Genomic DNA, 17,588 nt, shown 5'->3' on the forward strand with positions numbered 1-17,588 from the left:
CGTACCCCCGTTGGGCCGGTTCCCTCACACCGGAGGTACCACGTGCGCAAAGTCGCAGTGGGTCTGCTCGGGCTTTCGCTGACGGCGACAGGTCTGGCGGCGGGCACGTCCGCCAGCGCCGCGCCCACGCCGAAGTTGCCGGCGGCCGCCCCGTCGGTCGCCGAGCCTGCCCATGTCGACCACGATCTGCCCAACCCGCTCGAGAACAAGCGGCGGGCGCTGCGCCAGGAGGGCCTGAGCGAGGTCCTTTCCGGCAAGGCCAAGGCACAGAAGATCAACGGCAGCACGGTCGTCAAGGTCGGCAAGACCCAGGCCGAGGGGCAGACCGTCCGCACGGCCACGGCTGCCGCCCTGACGCAGGACCAGTACGTCGAGCTCTCCCGCGAGCGGACCGACAAGATCTTCGTGATCCTCGCGGAGTTCGGCAACGATCGGCACCCGAACTACCCGGACCAGGACACCGACCCGGACACCGCAGGTCCGACCCGGTTCGACGGTCCGCTGCACAACGAGATCCCGGCCCCCAACCGGGCGGTGGACAACTCCACCGTCTGGCAGGCCGACTACAGCGCTGACTACTTCCGCAAGCTCTACTTCGGAACGGGTCAGGGCGACGAGTCGCTGAAGCAGTACTACGAGGCCCAGTCCTCGGGTCGCTACAGCGTCGAGGGCGAGGTCACCAACTGGGTCAAGGTGCAGTACAACGAGGCTCGGTACGGCCGCTCCGACGGCTACCCGTGCGCCTCGAACGTCTGCACCAACACCTGGGCCCTGGTCCGGGACGCCGCGAACAAGTGGGTCGCCGACCAGAAGGCGCAGGGGCGCTCCGACGCGGAGATCGCCGCCGACGTCAAGGCGATGGACGAGTGGGACCGCTACGACTTCGACGCCGACGGCAACTTCAACGAGTCGGACGGCTACATCGACCACTTCCAGATCGTCCACTCCGGCGGCGACCAGGCCGACGGTGACCCGTACCAGGGTGAGGACGCCATCTGGAGCCACCGCTGGTACGCCTTCGCCTCCGACCAGGGCAACACCGGCCCGGCCAACTTCCCGGCCGGCGGTACCCAGATCGGCAACACGGGCGTGTGGATCGGTGACTACACGATCCAGCCGGAGAACGGCGGCCGCAGCGTCTTCTACCACGAGTACGGCCACGACCTCGGTCTGCCGGACGACTACAACGTCACCAGTGGTGGGGACAACAACAACGAGCACTGGACCCTGATGGCCCAGAGCCGGCTCGGCGCCAAGAACGACGGTGGCATCGGCGAGCGGGGCGGCGACCTCGGCGCCTGGAACAAGCTCCAGCTCGGCTGGCTCGACTACGAGGTGATCGTGGCCGGCCAGCAGCGCACCCTGGAGCTCGGGCCGCAGGAGTACAACACCGCCAAGGCCCAGGGCGCCGTCGTGGTGCTGCCGCAGCGGGAGTACACCTTCCAGAACGGTAAGCCGTTCGAGGGCACCAAGCAGTTCTTCTCGGGCAACGACGACGACCTGAACACCACGATGACGCGGACCATCGACCTCACCGGGAAGACCAGCGCCGCGCTGTCGATGAAGGGTCGCTACAACATCGAAGAGGACTACGACTACCTCTTCTTCGAGGCGTCCACCGACAACGGCCAGACCTGGGCGACGCTGCCGGGTACGGCCAACGGCAAGGCCCTCAAGGAGATCTCGCCCGGGCGCTTCGCCCTGGACGGCTCCAGCGGCGACAACTGGGTCGACGTCACCATCCCGATGAACGCCCTCGCCGGCCAGGTGGCGCAGTTCCGGCTGCGCTACCAGACCGACGGTGGTGTCTCCTCGGGTGGCTTCTACGGTGACGCGATCACCGTCACCGCCGACGGGCAGACGGTGCTCAGCGACGGTGCCGAGGCCGGCGCCACCGGCTGGACCCTGAACGGGTTCACCGTGGTGGAGGAGACCTACAAGCGCAAGTTCGACAACTACTACATCGCCGGCAACCGGTCGTACGTCTCGTACGACCAGTACCTCAAAACCGGCCCGTACTTCTTCGGCTACGCGAACACCCGGCCGGACTACGTGGACCACTACGCGTACCAGACGGGTCTGCTGATCTCCTACTGGAACCTCCGGTGGGCCGACAACGACACGTTCGTCCACCCGGGCGAGGGTCGTAACATGATCATCGACGCGCACCCGCGGCCGATCTACAACCTGACCGGCAACCCCTGGCGGGCCCGGGTCCAGGTCTACGACGCGCCGTTCAGCCTGAAGAAGGCCGACTCGTTCACGCTGCACGTCAACAGCCAGCCCTCCTACATCCGGGGTCAGGCCGCGCAGCCGCTGTTCGACGACACCCAGAAGTACTGGTACGCGGAGCTGCCGAACCACGGCGTCAAGCTCCCGGCCACCGGCACCAAGATCCGGGTCCTGGAGCAGGACGGCACCTCGCTGAAGGTCCGCTTCTCCTGATCCGCTGATCAGCGCTCCACCGATGCCCGGGCAGGTCACCTGCCCGGGCATCGCCCTTTCTCGGGGGCCGTCACCGCTGTCCGCCGGCCCGCCCGATCGACATCGGCCCGCCCGCCCCGTCGGCACCGGTCGGCCCGGCTCGCGCCTGAGCGCGGCGCCCGGCGGGCGGGAACCGCACCGGATCCTGGCGCGTCCCACCGGCGTGACGCCACGTACCGTCGTCCTGCCGGCCGCCCTCGCGCTGGCCCTGCTCGTCCCCCTCGCCGGCTGCGCCGGGAACGGAGGTCCCGTGTCCGACGACCGTCCGACGACCCCCGGCACCCCGCCCGGCTCCGCCGCGGCGGCGTCCCCGCCGGCGACCCCGCCCGCCACCGCGCCGTCCGGCACCCCGGCACCGCCCGCCGACCGGCCCACCCCGCTCTCCGCGACCGCACTGCCGACCCTGCCACCGCCGAGCGGCCTGCCGAAGAAGCCCACCGACAACCGGCCGACCGACGTGCTCGCCGGCCGGATCAACCGGGGCGGCCCCGGGCCCTGCTACGGCCTGGTCACCGACGACGGCCGGCAGTACGCGCTGCACGGCCCCGGGATGGGCAGCTTCGCCACCGGCACCACCGTGCTGGTCACCATCGGGCCGGCCGACCCTGCGCACGACTGCGGGCCGGGCGACGCCGCGAGCATCGTGAAAATCCAGCCGGTCGGCTGACCGGCCCCACGGTCCCGGTCACCCCTGGGGTCGGCGGGACGGTCAAGCTGCACCGGGGTCCTAGGCTGTGGCACATGACCGAGCAGCGTGGCGGACCCGTCGACGAGTCCTGCGTTCTGACCGAGGGGCCGTGGACGCACCGGTTCGTCGGCGCGAACGGCAGCCGCTTCCACGTCGTCGAGGCCGGCGCCGGCCCGATGGTGCTGTTCCTGCACGGCTTTCCGGAGTACTGGTGGGCCTGGCACCAGGTGCTGCCGGCGGTCGCCGACGCCGGCTTCCGGGCGGTCGCCGTCGACCTGCGCGGCTACGGCGCCAGCGACAAGCCACCCCGGGGGTACGACGGCTACACCCTCGCCGCCGATGTCGCCGGACTGATCCGGGCGCTGGGCGAACGCTCCGCGACCGTGGTCGGCACCGGCGCGGGCGGCCTGATCGGCTGGACGGCGGCCTCGTTCCACCCCACGCTGGTCCGCCGGCTGGTGGTGCTCGGCGCGCCGCACCCGCTGCGCCTGCGGGCCGCCATCTTCGCCGACCCGCGCGGCCAGTTCGCCGCCTCCACGCCCACCCTGAAGTTCCAGCTGCCCCGCTACGAGCACCTGCTGACCCGGGACGGCGGTGCCGCCGTCGAGGAGATGCTGCGCCGCTGGGGCGGCCCGCAGTGGACCCGGGGGCCGGAGTTCGACGCGTACGCGCGGTGCTGCCGGGAGGCGATCCAGATCCCGCAGGCCGCGTTCTGCGCGCTGGAGGGCTACCGCTGGGCGTTCCGGTCGGTGTTGCGGCTGCACGGCTACCGGTTCGTCCGGCTGATGCAGAAGCCGCTGGTGACCCCGACCCTGCAACTGCACGGGGCGCTGGACACCGCCTCGTTGCCGCGTACCGCCCAGGGCTCCGGCCGGTATGTCACCGCCGAATACGAGTGGCGGCTGCTCGACGGAGTCGGGCACTTCCCGCACGTCGAGGCCCCGGAGACGGTGCTCGGCGAGATCCTCCGCTGGGCGAAGTCGTGACCGGGCGGGCGGCGGGTCAGACCCGCTGCTCGCGCAGGTCGGCCACCTCACCGGCGGGTGCCCAGCCCTGGTAGACCCCGAAGTCGAAGACCTCCAGGCCCATCGCCTGCGCCATCGGCCAACGCCCGCCGGTGTACTCCACCCGCAGCCAGCCGTCGTGCTCGCCGAGCACCACGAACGGCTGCCCCTGCCAGGTGCAGGTGGTGCGCACGTACGCCAGGTCCTCGACCTCGCCGGCCGGGACCACCCGGACGTGCCGGCCGGGGCGTACCTCCGCGAAGCCGTCCCCCGGTTCGGGCTGGTAGATGCGGACGTCGTCGCCGTCCGGGCTGGCCTGGTACTCCCGCCCGCGCCACCGGGCCACGTAACCGTCCCGCATCAGGGCTCACCCACCTGTCGCCAGAGCAGCGCGTCGGTGTCGAGCAGGGCGACCACCCGCTCGGTGCCGTCCGCGCCGATCCGCCACAGCTGCGCGCCGTGCGGCAGCCGGGCGCTGTCCACCTTGAACTCGGCCACCACCTCGGTGCTGTCGCCCGGGGCGAAGCCGTTGCCCCGGAACGGCGGGCGCTCGATGACCCAGCCCTCCATCGCCCGCATGGCGGCCTCGTTCTGCCCCCCGTACGGAATCCGGTAGAGGCTCGGCCGGTACGCGGGCCAGCGCAGCACGTAGATCCGGTCGGCGTCGCGCGCGAACGGCGAGTCCGGGTAGCCGAGACCGAGCGCGTCGTGCAACTGCGCCGGGGTGTTGAGATGCGCCAGCTCGTTGGCCCGGTGCACGAAACCGGAGACCCGGTCGTACCCGCGCTCCAGGTAGTAGGCGAGCTGGCTCGGGGCCACCGCCTTCTGCATGGTCACCGGCCGGGTCGGGTCGGCGACCTGCGGGGCGTACCGGGGCCGCTCGGCCGGTTCCTCGACCGCGACCGCGACCGCCTCCGGCTCGGTCTCGTCACCGAGCCCCACCTCGGCCGCCCAGTTGGCCAGCCCGACGATCTGCTCGCCGGGCAGTTTCGCCCCGATCGGGCTGCCGGGGTTGACCGCGAAGGACCACACCTCGTCCGGCCAGCGCCGGATCAGCTGCACGAACCGGACCTCGACGGTCTCCACCGGCTCCGGGCAGTGGTCGGCCAACCGCTCCGGCGAGGTGTGCACCACCACGTACGTCTCGCCGTCGAGTTCCTCCGTACGCCACACGAAACCGGGATCGCCGGGACGGCTGCCGGGCGCCGAGTCCGGTGCCACCGGCAGGAGCACCCGGGCCAGGAGCAGCGTGGAGAGGAAGGTGTCGGTGCTGCCGGAGCCGGCCGCGTCCAGCAGATCCTCCTCGACCGGGTTGGCGGGCTGGAACGCCTCGGCCGCCTGAGCCGGAGTGACGCGGCCGGTGCCACCGGACGACGGAGCCGCCCCGCCCGGCGGGGTGTGCTCGGCGACAGAAGGGCCGACCGGGGCCGGCCCGGCGGGCGCGGCCTCGGGCACCCCCTCCGGCGCGCCGCCGAAGGCCGGGGCGATGGGCGGGGTGGGTACGGGCACGGTCGCCGCCGGCTGACCGCCGAAGGTCGGCGAGACGGGAGACGGCACACTCGCCTCGGGCCGCCCGCCGAGAGCCGGCGGGACGGGCGCGGCGGTCGACGGCCCTGCCGCCTCGGTCCGGCCGCCCGTGGCCGGCGAGACGGGCGCCGTGGCGGACGGCGCGCCCTCGGCCGGGCCACCGAAGGCCGGTGAGCGGGGGGCGGCAGCGGACGGCGCGCCCTCGGGCCGGCCGCCGAAAGGCGGCGAGACGGGCGCGGTCGGTGCCGCGAAGAGCGACTCCGTGCGGTCGTCGGGAACCGGGGTGAGCGGCTCGGTGGGTTCCTCGTCGTCCGGAGCGGCCCGCGCCGCGGACCCGCCGCCCGGCACCGGAGCGATCGGCTCCGTCCGCTGCTCAGGAGCCGGGAAGACCGGTTCGGTGCGCTGCCCAGGGGCGGGGGAGATCGGCTCGGTGGGGTCGTCGGCGGACGGGGCGGCGAAGGCCGGGCGGGGGAAGGCCCTTCCCGCCGCACCGGAGGCGGCGAACTGCCCGCCGCCGGGAGAACCGTTCATGCTGGCGCTGTTGTCCAAGCCGGCGGTGGCCGGCGGGATCCGGTCCGGCGCCGGGATGACGGGCAGGTCCCGGGACTCGATGACGGTGCCCTCGATGACGATGGGCGAGAAGCCGCGCCGCGGTGCTGGCGGCCCGGAGACCGGCTCGGCGATCGACACCGGCAGATCCTCGGCCGGCGGGGGCGTGGGCCGCGCGGACGGGTCGGGAAGGCGCTGGGTCTGCTCCTCCTCCCGCGGCGCCGCGGGCGTGGAGTGCCGCCGCGGCAGCGCCTGGGTCGCCTCGGCGTCCGGCGCCGGCACCCGGAAAGCCCGGGTGGGCTCCTCCGCCAACGGGTCCGGCCGTCGGTCCGCCGGCGCGGACGCGGCCTGTCCGTCGGGCCGGTCGAACTGGAACGCCCTGGTCGGTTCCTCCCCCGGCCGCGCGGTCGCCGGGCGGCGCCGGGGGAAGGCCTGGCCACCGAGCCCGGGCCGCGGCGGCGGAGTGGCCCGCTCACCGGTCCGCAGCGGGTCCCGGGACGCGCGGGTCGAGGCGCCCCGCTCGGAGGCCGGCTCGAAGAACGAGCTGCGGCCGTTGGGCGGGCCGCCGTCCCCGGCGAGCCGGGCGCCCAGCCCTTCCCCGAGGAGCCGACGCCGGGGCGAGGTGGTCCACGGCGCGACGGGCGGTCGGGGCGCCCCGTCGGGATCGGACGGTGACGCGGCAGCCGGCCGGCCGTTGGCCGGATCTGTCGGTGGTCGAGGCTCGCCGCCCGGCCGCGTCCCAGTGGCGGCCGGCACGACGTCCGGGTACGACGCGGCCGCCGGCACCTCCGGGTACGACGCGGCCGCCGGCACCACCGGGTCCGTACCCGACGGGCGCGGCCGGTCCGGCTCCGGGCGGTACGGCGCGGCCGAGGGGCGGGCGGGGTGCGGCACCCGCGCCGGCCCGGAAGCACCGGGGCGGGCGGCCGAGGCGTCCGGTCCCGCGCCGATGGCGGGCGTGGGGGTCGGCGGCGCCACCGGGCGCGGCTGCGACCGGGCGACCGGGCCGGCGTCCCGCGCCTCGGTCCCCAGGGCGGGGCCGGTGGTGTCGGCCGGACCGTGGGCCGACTCCACGCGCTCCAGGCGGGCGCGGGCGCCCATCGTGCGGCCGGGCAGGCGGACGTCGCCACGGGAGAGCTGGGAGACGAACCACGCCGGCAGGTAGCCCTCGATCGGCAGCCCCGGGTTGACGGCCAGCCACCACTCGTGGTTGGGCCAGGTGGCGGCGAGGTCGGCGTACGAGGCACGGCGGCTGGGACCGGCCGTGGCACCGAGGCAGGCGCGTAGTGCGGCGGTGGAGGTGAAGGCCAGCACGTGCGTCCGGCCGCCCGTGGTCCAGGTGCCCCAGCCCATCGGCGCCTCGCCGGCGAGGGCCTGCGCGGAGACCGGCAGGAGCAGGTCGGTGCCGGCCAGGATGCGGAAGTAAAGTTCCTGGTTGTTGGCGTGCAGCGCGTCGCGCATCGCCGTCTCGGCCTCGGTAGCCGGCTCCCAGTCGGTCACGGCCACCTCTCCTCCCGCTAACAGGCCACAGGCATCGCGTACAACCTACAAGGTACGAGCAAGATCACAATGGGCCGACCGCGTGCGGTCGCGAGGCGATAACATCGCGTTCCGGAGTCGACACGATACGGAGGCGGTCGATGTACCGGCCCAGCGCGCGGCCGACCTTCGCCGGCCTGGCGGCGGTCCTGCTGACCGGCCTGCCGGCGCTCGCCGTGTCGTCCGCCACTCCCGCCCGGGCCGCCGCACCGGCCTGCTCCGCCCCGCTCGCCCCGGCCCGCTCGGTCACCGGCGTCCCGTGGGCCCAGCGCCGGTACGCCCCGGAACGGCTGATCCCGCTGGCCACCGGCGCGGGAGTGATCGTCGCGGTGATCGACTCGGGAGTCGACCGGCGGCACCCGCAACTGCGCGGCCGGGTGCTCGACGGCGCGGACTTCCTCGACCCGGGCGGCGACGGCACCCGCGACTGCGCCGGTCACGGCACCGGGGTGGCCAGCATCATCGCGGCCGCATCGGTCGACGGCATCGCCTTCCACGGCCTGGCACCCCGGGCCCGGATCCTGCCGGTACGGGTGAGCGAGCAGCAGGTGGTCGAGGGGCGGGAGTCGGGGCGCACGGTCGGCGCGGCGGACTTCGCCCGGGCCATCCGGTGGGCGGTGGACCACGACGCCGACGTGCTGAACCTCTCCGTCGTGCTGTACGCGGACGACCCGGCCGTCCGGGAGGCGGTGAGCTACGCGGTGCGCCGGGACGTGGTGGTGGTGGCCGCCGCCGGCAACCTGCACGACAGCGGCGACCCCCGCCCGTACCCGGCCTCCTACGACGGGGTGCTCGGGGTGGGCGCCATCTCCCCGGACGGCACCCGCGCCGCCTTCTCCCAGGCCGGCCCCTACGTCGACCTGGTGGCGCCCGGCAGCGACGTGCTGATGGCCGCTCCGGAGCAGGGACACCACCGGGCCGAGGGGACCAGCTACGCCACGCCCTTCGTGGCCGCCACCGCGGCGCTGGTCCGGCAGTACCGGCCCGAGTTGAGCGCGACGGAGGTGACGCGGCGGATCGTCGGCACCACCGACCCGGCCCCGGGCGACGGTAGGGGCGGGTACGGCGCGGGCGTGCTGAACCCGTACCGGGCGGTCACCGAGACCGGGGCGGCCGCGACGGCGGGGGCACGCGGGGCGGCGGCCCTGCCGGCGGACCGGCCCAATCCGGCGCTGCTGGCCCAGCGGGCGCGACGCGCGGCGGCGCGCGACCGCGCCCTGCTGGTCGCCGGAGTCACCGGCGCGGCAGTGGCGGCGGCGGTGCTGCTGACCCTGGTGCTGCCGCGCGGCGCCGGGCGGGGCTGGCGCCCGGCCGGCCCGGCCTGACCCCACCTGTCGGGGCACGGCGACGGCGGCGCCGCCGAGGTGGTCGGGCGCCGCCGTGCGGCCGGGCTCACTGGAACAGGCCGACGTTCTTCTTCTCCGTGTCGAGGTAGTCGGTGGCGGAGTCGTTCACCGCGAGCTTGATGTCGCGCAGCATGGCCTGCAGGTCCTGCGAGGCGGACCGCCACCGCGCCTGCCGCTGCTCGTACGCCTGCTGCGCCTCGCCGGCCCAGCTCGCCACCAGCGGGGCGGCGTCGCGCTCCAGCTGGCCGAGCTGCGAGTCGAGCGTGTTCAACGCCTTCTGGATGTCCGCGCTGGCCTGTTGCAGCGCGGCGAAGTTGACGACCAGGACACCGTGGTCCATCGGATGCTCCTCCCCCTGGGTTGGTTACAGCGGCAGCTGGATGCCGCGGTTGGTGCCGGAGACCCGGCTGGCCGCCTCGTCGTCGGAGACGTCGTACTGCCGGCCGGCGGTGCGGATCGCCGACGCGGTCTCCCGCAGGGCGCGCTGCAACGCCGCCTGGTCCTGCGACCACTGCTGCTTGACCTGCTCGAAGGAGCGGCCACCGGCGCCGCGCCAGGCCTGCTGCAGCACCTCCAGCTCGGCCATCAGGCCGCTGAGCATGCTCTGCAGCGACTGGTCCACCTGCTCGAACTTCGCGGCGGTCTGCTGCATCACCGCGGCTTCTGCCTGGGTCTGGGCCACCCGGACGTCACCTCGTCTCTTCGTCGTGGCTGCCGTCGGACGATCCATGGACGCCTCAGGGCGGGGCCCACGGCGGCGACGGTCAGCCGAACTCGTCGCTGACGGTAGCGGCCCGATCGCCGTTGTGCTACCCCCTGGCCCTCCCCTGTGGACAACCGGCACCGGCGGCCCCCTTACCATGGGTCACGTCGCCGTCGCGGTACGGTGCGCACCGGTGGTCCGGCGGCGGCCCGGCGGCCCGACACGTCGAGCGGAGGAGACGCGGTGACGGCGAGCACGACGGCACGGCCGGCCCACCGCCAGCCCCTCCCACCACAGTGGAACGCGGTCCCCGCCCGGCGGTCGACCTCCGTCCGCGCCGGTCAGGTAGTGGCCGCGCAGGTCGCGCTGGCGCTGCCGGTCGCGGCCCTCGGCCGGGGCGGGGCGGTGCTCGCGCTCGCCCTGCCCGCCGCCGGGCTGCTGCTCGCCACAACCTGGGTGCGCTGGCGCGGCCGGTGGCTGTTCGAGTGGCTCGGCACCGGCCTCGGATACGCCACCCGACGCCGGCGGCTGCTCGCCCCGGCCACCGGTCCGGCCGCGCTGCTGGACCTGGTGCTTCCCGGCGCCGTGGTGCGGTCGGTGGAGCTGGCCGGCGGGCCCGCCGCCGTGGTCGACGACGCCAGCGGACTGACCGCCCTGATCGAGCTGGGCGACCCCGGCGACCTGCTCGGCGACGGCCCGCGCGCGCTGCCCGGGCCGGCCGCGTTGCTGCCGCCCGCCGCGATCGGGCACCCGCCGCTGCGGGTCCAGCTCCTGCTGCACGCCGCCCCGGCGCCCGGCGCGGCGGGCGGGACGGCGGGGACGTCGTACCGGCAGTTGACCGAGGGACGGCTGCCGGGCCAGGAGCGGGCGCTGCTCGCCGTCCGGGCGCTGCGGGTGGCCGGCTGGTCGGACGAGGAGCTGCGCCGGGCCCTCTCCGGCACCGTCCGCCGGCTGGTCCGCCGGCTCGGCCCGGTCGGCGCCCGGCCGCTCGGCGAGCACGCGGCGCTGCGCGTACTCGGGGAACTGGCCCACCACGACGGTGGCCGGCCGATCCGGGAGACCTGGCCGGCGGTCCGCTCCGCCGACCTGCTCCAGGTCGGCTTCCGGCTGGCCCGCTGGCCCGACCCGGGCACCGAGCTGGGCCGGCGGCTGGTGCCCCGACTGCTGGCGCTGCCCGCCACGGCGATCAGCGTGTCGCTCTGCGCCGGTCCGCGCACCGCCGCCGACGCCGCGCCGGTGCCGGCCGAGCTGACGGTACGCCTCACCGCCCGGACGCCCGACGAGCTGGCCCTGGCCGGTCAGGCGCTGCACCGGCTCGTCGCCGACGCCGGCGGCGAGGTACGCCGGCTCGACGGTGCGCAGCTCGCCGCCCTGGCCGCCACGCTGCCGCTGGCGGTGGCCGCCGGCCCGGTGGCGCCCGGCCCGGACCCGGAGCCGCTGGAGCTGTCGCTCGGCGACGCGGGGCTGATGGTCGGCGCCAACCGGCACGGCGGCGCGGTGACCGTCCGGCTGTTCCGCGCCGAGGGCACCCGGCTGGTGCTCGTCGGCGGAGTCCGCGCGGCGCAGTTGCTGGTGCTGCGGGCGATGGCGCTCGGCGCCCGGGTGGCGGTGCGCACCGGCCGGCCCCGGGCCTGGGAACCGTTCGTGCGGGGTGTCGGCGGCACCGGCGGCGGCATCGCGGTCCTGCCGCCGGGCCGCCCGCTGGGCGGTGCGCCCGGTTCGCCGCTCTGCCCCCTGCTGCTGGTCGTCGACGCGGGCGCGGCGGCCGACGATCCCGGGCCGGGGCCGGCCTGGCAGGCGACCCTGGTGGTCCGGGACGAGCTGACCGCAGCCGACGCGGACACCCTGGGCCGGGCCGACCTGGCCGTGCTGCAACCGCTGGACCAGCGGGAGGCGGTGCTGGCCGGGGCGGCGCTCGGGCTCGGCGGGTCGGCGGAGTGGCTGACCCGGATCCGGGACGACATGGTGGCGGTGGTCAACCGCCGGGCGCTGCGCTGGGCGCTGCTCTCGCCCACCCCGATCGAGTCGCAGCTGATCGGCCGGCCGGCCCGGCGCTGAAGCCGGGGTACGCGGAGGGTTCCCCGAGTGGACCGTGCGTGGCACGATCCCCGCCATGGGTTTTCTGAAGGGCCTCCTGATCCGGCTGGGCTCCACCGCCGTCGCCTTCTGGCTGGCGACGCTGCTCATCCCGGGCATCACCCTGGACTCCGACTCGGCCGTCGAGACGGTCACCACGCTGCTACTGGTGGCGGTGATCTTCGGCGTGGTCAACGCGGTGCTCCAGCCGGTCATCAAGTCCGTCGGCTGCGGCTTCTACCTGCTGACCCTCGGCCTGATCGCGCTGGTGGTCAACGGCTTGCTCTTCCTGCTGACGAGCTGGATCGCCGGCGAGGCCGGGCTGCCCTTCCACGTCGACAGCTTCTGGCCCGAGGCGGTGCTCGGCGCACTCTTCGTCAGCATCGTGACCTGGATCCTCGGCGCCATCCTCGACCGCGACTGACCCCGGTGCCGCCCGGGCGGGACGCGCAGGCGCGACGCCCGGGCGGGAAGGCGGCCAGTGGCCGGGAATTGGCTCGCGCGGGCCGGGGGCGTCCCGGCTAGCGTGGCCGGGGTGTTCACCCTGACCCGCGACGACGGCTACCTGCTCAGCACCGATCCCGACCGGATCGACCTCGACCGGGTGCACCGCTGGCTCTCCACCGACGCGTACTGGGCGCTCGGCCGGAGCCGGGAGACGGTGGCCGCCTCCTTCGCCGGCTCGATCCCCTACGGCGTCTACGCCGGGGGCGAGCAGGTGGCGGTGGCCCGGGTGATCACGGACCGGGCCACCTTCGCCTGGCTCTGCGACGTCTACGTCGCGCCGTCGCAGCGCGGTCGCGGCCTGGGCACCTGGCTGGCCACCGCCGTCCGGGACCACCTGGCCGGGCTGGGGGTACGCCGGATCCTGCTGGCCACCCACGACGCCCACGGGGTGTACGCGAAGGTCGGCTTCGCCCCGGTCGAGCCGGGCCGCTGGATGGAGTGGGACCACCGTCCGGTGAAGCCGGTCACCGGAAAGGAACAGCCACCCGCCGCGCCCCTTACGGTGGACGGGTGAATCCGATCCGGCTCGGCTACCTGTACGGCTTCGGCGCGTACCTGCTCTGGGGCTTCTTTCCGCTCTACCTGAAGCTGCTGCGACCGGCCGGACCGGTGGAGATCCTGGCGCACCGGATCGTCTGGTCGGTGGTCTTCGTCGCGCTGCTGCTGGCCGCGATGCGCAACATCGGTTTCCTGCGCGCGCTGGCCCGCCGGCCCCGGACGCTGGCCGCCATCGTCGTCGCGGCCGCGCTGATCGCGGTGAACTGGGGCACCTACATCTACGGGGTGAACTCCGACCGGGTCGTGGAGACGGCGCTGGGGTACTTCATCAACCCGCTGGTCGTGGTGCTGATCGGCGTCTTCGTGCTGCGCGAACGGCTGCGCCCGGCGCAGTGGGCGGCGCTCGGCGTCGGCGCGGCGGCCGTCGTCGTGCTCACCGTCGACTACGGCCGGCTGCCGTACCTGGCGTTGACGCTGGCGTTCAGCTTCGCCGGGTACGGCCTGGTCAAGAAGCGGCTCGGGCTGCCGGCCGCGGAGGGGCTCTTCGTCGAGTCCGCGGTGCTGGCGCTGCCCGCCCTGGCCTACCTGGGGTGGCTGGCGCGGCGCGGCGAGTCGACCTTCGGGCACGTCTCGCTCGGGCACACCCTGCTGCTGGTGCTCGCCGGCGCGGCCACCGCCGTCCCACTGCTGCTCTTCGCCGGCGCGGCCAACCGGCTTCCGCTGTCCGGCCTGGGCATGTTGCAGTACCTCGCGCCGATCCTCCAGCTCGGCTGCGGGGTGCTGATCTTCCACGAGCCGATGCCGCCGGCCCGGCTGGCCGGCTTCGCGCTGGTCTGGGTGGCGCTGATCGTCTTCACCGTCGACGCGGTCCGGCACACCCGCCGCACCCGGGCCGCCGCCCGCACCCCGGTCCCGGTCACCGCCGCCGGGCGGTGACCGGGACTCAGCGCACGTCGTAGCCCAGCACGGCGGTGCCGTCGGCGCGGACCAGCTCCAGGCGGACCAGCTCCGCGTCGGTGAAGCGGGTCGCGCCGCTGAGGCGCACCTCGTCGCCGGGGGCGGCCAGCCAGGAGCCGATCTGCTCCGTGGCGCCGTCCGGGCCGTGCGCCACCAGCCGGAAGGTGTACGCCTTGCCGTAGCCGGCGGTCGCGTCGTACCCGCAGCGCATGGTGACCTCGGTGCCCCAGTCGGTGCCGGTCAACCCGATCTCGGCGTGCACCGGGGCCTTCGTCGCCACCGGCTGCATGGCGACCATCCGCACCGCCTGGACGGTCGGCCCGGGCGGCGTGGGAGGACGCAGCACGGCCGCGCCTCCGACCCCCACGACCAGGGCGAGCGCGGCGGCGGCCAGGGCGGTCAGCGCGTACCGTCGGCGCGCGCCGGACCGCTCCCGACGCCGGCGCTCCTTCGCGGCGGCGACCAGCGCGGGCACCCGGTTCGGCTCCTGTGGCGGGGGCAGGAACTCGTCCAGCGCGGCCGGGTCGAGCCGGCCGAGCAGCCCGGGCAGCACGGCGATCTCGGCGACCGCCTCCCGGCACGCCGCGCAGCCGGCCAGGTGCCGCTCGTAGGCGGCGCGGTCGCCGGGAGCGAGGGCGCCCAGGACGTACGCGCCGTCGTCGTGCGCGAACTCGCAGCGGGTCATCCGGTCACCCCCATCTCGGCCAGGACCAACCGTAGTGAGCGCAGCGCGTAGTGCGTGCGGGACTTGACCGTCCCCGGTGGCACCCCCAGCCGGGCGGCGGCCTCGGCCACCGAACGGCCCTGGTAGAAGCACTCGACCAGCACCTCCCGGTGGGTGGGGCTGAGCCGGTTCAGGGCCTCGGCGACGGTCCACGCCTCCACCGCGCGCTCCGCTTCGTCGACCGCCTCCGGCGGCTCGGGCAGTTCGTCGGTGAACACCTCACCGACCCGGGTGGACCGGCGCCGCCAGGCGTCGATCGCCAGGTTCCGCGCCGTGGTGAAGAGCCAGGCCCGGACGGAGCCGCGCCGCGGGTCGAGCGACTCGGGGTGGCGCCAGGCCCGCAGCAGGGTCTCCTGCACCAGGTCCTCCGCCCGGGTACGGTCGCCGTTGACCAGCCGGAGCGCGTGCGCGTACAGCGCCTCCGCGTGCTCGTCGTGCAGCGCGCGCAGCAGTTGGGCGTCGTGGTCGCTGATGGTGATCCCCTCGCTCTCCGCGGCGAGTGCGGCGAATGCGTTCGCCCGTGGATACGCGCCGTCACGCCGATCGGTTCACCTGCGACCGCTGTTCACATCCGGTTCACGCCGAGTCCGGCGACCGCTCACCGCACCCTGGCAGCCTCCGGCCGGTACGCACGTCGATCCGGTGATCCGGCGTGCCACCGACCTTGCTTCCAGGAGGCTCCTGACATGAGCGACCGTCCCCGGCTGCTCCCGTTGCTGGGCGGCACCCGCCACGGCAGCCGCGATGCGATGACCTGTCTGTACCGGTGCGGCAACGCCTGCGACCACCCGGTGCCGAATTCTTCCGACAACGCGTACTTCGGGGACCTGGTGCAGGCCGAGGTGTCCCGGCGCGGCGTGGTCCGGGCCGGCGCGGTCGGCGCACTGGTGCTCGGCTTCGGCGGCGCTACCGCCGGCGCGCTCGCCGGGGCCGCCCCGGCCGCCGCCGCCCCCGGCACGCCGGTCGTGCCCGAGGCGACCGACTTCGGCCGCCCGCAGCCGTCCACCGGCGCGCTGACCTTCACGCCGATCCCGCCGAACCGGCTCGACACCCTGATCGTCCCCAACGGGTACGACCACGCGGTGGTCATCCGCTGGGGCGACCCGGTGGTCCCCGGCGCCCCCGAGTTCGACCTGCACGGGCAGACCGCCGCCGCGCAGTCGAAGCAGTTCGGCTACAACAACGACTTCGTCGGCGTGCTGCCGCTGGACCGGCGGGGCCGGCGGGCGCTGCTCGTGGTCAACCACGAGTACACCAACGAGGACCTGATGTTCCCCGGCTTCACCGGCCTGGACGCGCTGACCGTGGAGCAGCTGCGCACCGCGATGGCGGCGCACGGCATGTCCGTGGTGGAGCTGGAGCGGGTCGACGGCACCGGGCGGTGGCGTCCGGTCGCGGGCGGCCGCCGGCCGTACAACCGGCGGGTCACCGCGCTGAGCACGAAGTTCGAGCTGACCGGCCCCGCCGCCGGCTCGGCCTGGCTGCGCACCGCCGCCGACCCCAAGGGTCGTACGGTCGTCGGCACGCTGAACAACTGCGCCGGCGGGGTCACCCCGTGGGGCACGGTGCTCTCCGGCGAGGAGAACTTCAACCAGTACTTCGTCGGTGCGGACGCCGCCCCGGAGGAGCTGAAGCCGAAGCTGGCCCGCTACGGCATCACCACCACCGCCCGCTACCCCAGCGGCAGCCGGAAGTGGGAGCGGGCCGACGAGCGCTTCGACCTGGCGAAGCACCCGAACGAGGCGCACCGCTTCGGGTGGATCGTGGAGATCGACCCGTTCGACCCGGAGAGCCGCCCGCGCAAGCACACCGCGCTGGGCCGGTTCAAGCACGAGGGCGCCAACGTCATCGTGGCGAAGAGCGGGCACGTGGTCGCGTACATGGGCGACGACGAGCGCTTCGACTACCTCTACAAGTTCGTCTCGGACAAGAAGTTCCTGCCGGGCGACTCGTGGGTGGCCCGCAAGCACAACCTGACCCTGCTGGAGTCCGGCACGCTCTACGTGGCGCAGTTCGAGCAGACCAGCGCCGCCGAGATCGACGGCTCGGGCAAGCTCCCGGCCGACGGCGCGTTCAACGGCCGGGGCCGGTGGATCAAGCTGGTCAGCGGCAACCGCTCGTACGTCGACGGGATGACCGCCGCGGACGTGCTCACCTTCACCCGGCTCGCCGGGGACAAGGTCGGCGCGACCAAGATGGACCGGCCGGAGGACGTCGAGCCGAGCCTGCTCACCGGCAAGGTGTACGTGGCGCTGACCAACAACACCGACCGGGGCAAGCCGGGCAAGGCGCCCGCCGACGAGGTCAACCCGCGCAACCTCAACAAGCACGGCCAGATCCTGGAACTGGTCGAGGACCGGGGCGACAACACGGCGGAGAGCTTCGCCTGGTCGCTGCCGATCGTCGCCGGCGACCCGACCGACCCGTCGACCTACTTCGCCGGGTACGACAAGACCAGGGTCTCGCCGATCTCCTGCCCGGACAACGTCGCCTTCGACGCCGCCGGCAACCTCTGGATCTCCACCGACGGCAACGCGCTGGGCAGCAACGACGGCCTCTTCGCCACGGCGGTCGAGGGGCCGGAGCGGGGGCACCTCAAGCAGTTCCTCACCGTGCCGGTCGGCGCCGAGACCTGCGGCCCGTTCATCACCGGCGACAACCGCTCGGTCTTCGTGGCCGTGCAGCACCCCGGTGAGATCACCGGTGCCTCGGTGGAGAAGCCGGCGTCCACCTGGCCGGACGGCGACTACGCCAAGCCGGGCGTGGTGGTCACCTGGCGGCTGGACGGCGGCCCGATCGGCAGCTGACCCCACCCCGACGGTCCGGTGTCGGACCGTCCACGAAGGGCCCCTCCGGTGCGGAGGGGCCCTTCGGCGTCCTCCCGCACGCCCGGACCTGCCACCCCCGCCAGCCCCGCCGCGCGCGGGGCGACGCGGGGCACCGCGACGCGGCGCAGCGCTGCGCGGGCAGTGGCGGGGGCGTGGGA

At 74.6% G+C, this 17,588-nt stretch carries 15 protein-coding genes; 9 read left to right on the forward strand and 6 right to left on the reverse strand.

Annotated features, from left to right (window positions below):
* Positions 1 to 57 precede the first annotated feature (57 nt).
* From V6U89_RS12390 to V6U89_RS12400, 3 genes are all read left to right on the forward strand, one after another.
* Positions 58 to 2,445: an immune inhibitor A domain-containing protein gene (locus V6U89_RS12390; RefSeq protein ID WP_334571220.1), complete on the forward strand. Its 2,388-nt coding sequence runs from the start codon at positions 58 to 60 to the stop codon at positions 2,443 to 2,445.
* Positions 2,446 to 2,734: 289 nt separating this feature from the next.
* Positions 2,735 to 3,151, forward strand: coding sequence for a hypothetical protein (locus V6U89_RS12395; RefSeq protein ID WP_334571069.1), 417 nt, complete (start codon positions 2,735 to 2,737; stop codon positions 3,149 to 3,151).
* A 74-nt stretch (positions 3,152 to 3,225) separates the two neighbouring features.
* A complete protein-coding gene (locus tag V6U89_RS12400) occupies positions 3,226 to 4,158 on the forward strand; it encodes an alpha/beta fold hydrolase (protein ID WP_334571071.1) in 933 nt (310 codons plus the stop codon).
* A 16-nt stretch (positions 4,159 to 4,174) separates the two neighbouring features.
* Here V6U89_RS12400 and V6U89_RS12405 read toward each other — a convergent pair whose 3' ends face one another.
* Together V6U89_RS12405 and V6U89_RS12410 are read right to left on the reverse strand one after the other, a co-directional pair.
* A complete protein-coding gene (locus V6U89_RS12405) occupies positions 4,175 to 4,540 on the reverse strand; it encodes a hypothetical protein (RefSeq protein WP_334571222.1) in 366 nt (121 codons plus the stop codon).
* Positions 4,537 to 7,752, reverse strand: a complete 3,216-nt coding sequence (locus tag V6U89_RS12410; protein WP_334571074.1) for an SseB family protein — start codon at positions 7,750 to 7,752, stop codon at positions 4,537 to 4,539. The genes V6U89_RS12405 and V6U89_RS12410 overlap by 4 nt, the downstream gene beginning before the upstream one ends.
* A gap of 140 nt (positions 7,753 to 7,892) precedes the next feature.
* Here V6U89_RS12410 and mycP point away from each other — a divergent pair, with 140 nt between their 5' ends.
* Complete coding sequence (gene mycP, locus V6U89_RS12415) at positions 7,893 to 9,116, forward strand: type VII secretion-associated serine protease mycosin (protein ID WP_334571075.1); 1,224 nt, start codon at positions 7,893 to 7,895, stop codon at positions 9,114 to 9,116.
* Between the two features lie 67 nt (positions 9,117 to 9,183).
* Here mycP and V6U89_RS12420 read toward each other — a convergent pair whose 3' ends face one another.
* Together V6U89_RS12420 and V6U89_RS12425 are read right to left on the reverse strand one after the other, a co-directional pair.
* Positions 9,184 to 9,477 carry a WXG100 family type VII secretion target gene (locus V6U89_RS12420; protein ID WP_334571076.1) on the reverse strand — a complete coding sequence of 98 codons (294 nt, stop codon included), beginning with the start codon at positions 9,475 to 9,477 and terminating at the stop codon, positions 9,184 to 9,186.
* 24 nt (positions 9,478 to 9,501) lie between these two features.
* Positions 9,502 to 9,819, reverse strand: a complete 318-nt coding sequence (locus tag V6U89_RS12425) for a WXG100 family type VII secretion target (protein WP_088959256.1) — start codon at positions 9,817 to 9,819, stop codon at positions 9,502 to 9,504.
* Between the two features lie 204 nt (positions 9,820 to 10,023).
* Here V6U89_RS12425 and eccE point away from each other — a divergent pair, with 204 nt between their 5' ends.
* The 4 genes from eccE to rarD all read left to right on the forward strand — a co-directional run bounded on the left by eccE (position 10,024) and on the right by rarD (position 13,857).
* Positions 10,024 to 11,898, forward strand: a complete 1,875-nt coding sequence (gene eccE, locus V6U89_RS12430; protein WP_442933911.1) for a type VII secretion protein EccE — start codon at positions 10,024 to 10,026, stop codon at positions 11,896 to 11,898.
* Positions 11,899 to 11,953: 55 nt separating this feature from the next.
* A complete protein-coding gene (locus tag V6U89_RS12435; protein ID WP_334571077.1) occupies positions 11,954 to 12,340 on the forward strand; it encodes a phage holin family protein in 387 nt (128 codons plus the stop codon).
* A 111-nt stretch (positions 12,341 to 12,451) separates the two neighbouring features.
* Positions 12,452 to 12,937, forward strand: a complete 486-nt coding sequence (locus V6U89_RS12440; protein WP_334571078.1) for a GNAT family N-acetyltransferase — start codon at positions 12,452 to 12,454, stop codon at positions 12,935 to 12,937.
* Positions 12,934 to 13,857, forward strand: coding sequence for an EamA family transporter RarD (gene rarD / locus V6U89_RS12445; protein ID WP_334571079.1), 924 nt, complete (start codon positions 12,934 to 12,936; stop codon positions 13,855 to 13,857). The genes V6U89_RS12440 and rarD overlap by 4 nt, the downstream gene beginning before the upstream one ends.
* A 7-nt stretch (positions 13,858 to 13,864) precedes the next feature.
* Here the strand turns inward: rarD and V6U89_RS12450 are convergent, their stop codons facing one another.
* Positions 13,865 to 14,563 (reverse strand): anti-sigma factor family protein, encoded by a 699-nt coding sequence (locus V6U89_RS12450; protein ID WP_334571082.1) that lies wholly within the window; start codon positions 14,561 to 14,563, stop codon positions 13,865 to 13,867.
* Positions 14,560 to 15,054: a sigma-70 family RNA polymerase sigma factor gene (locus V6U89_RS12455; protein ID WP_280840715.1), complete on the reverse strand. Its 495-nt coding sequence runs from the start codon at positions 15,052 to 15,054 to the stop codon at positions 14,560 to 14,562. Before V6U89_RS12455 ends, V6U89_RS12450 begins: the two co-directional genes overlap by 4 nt.
* 234 nt (positions 15,055 to 15,288) lie before the next feature.
* Between V6U89_RS12455 and V6U89_RS12460 the strand changes: the two genes are divergently transcribed.
* Entirely contained in the window at positions 15,289 to 17,409 is a 2,121-nt protein-coding gene (locus V6U89_RS12460; protein WP_334571083.1) for a PhoX family protein, read from the forward strand.
* The last annotated feature ends 179 nt before the right edge of the window (positions 17,410 to 17,588 follow it).

The sequence above is a fragment of the Micromonospora sp. CPCC 206171 genome, from assembly GCF_036906755.1.
Taxonomy (GTDB): Bacteria; Actinomycetota; Actinomycetes; order Mycobacteriales; family Micromonosporaceae; genus Micromonospora; species Micromonospora purpureochromogenes.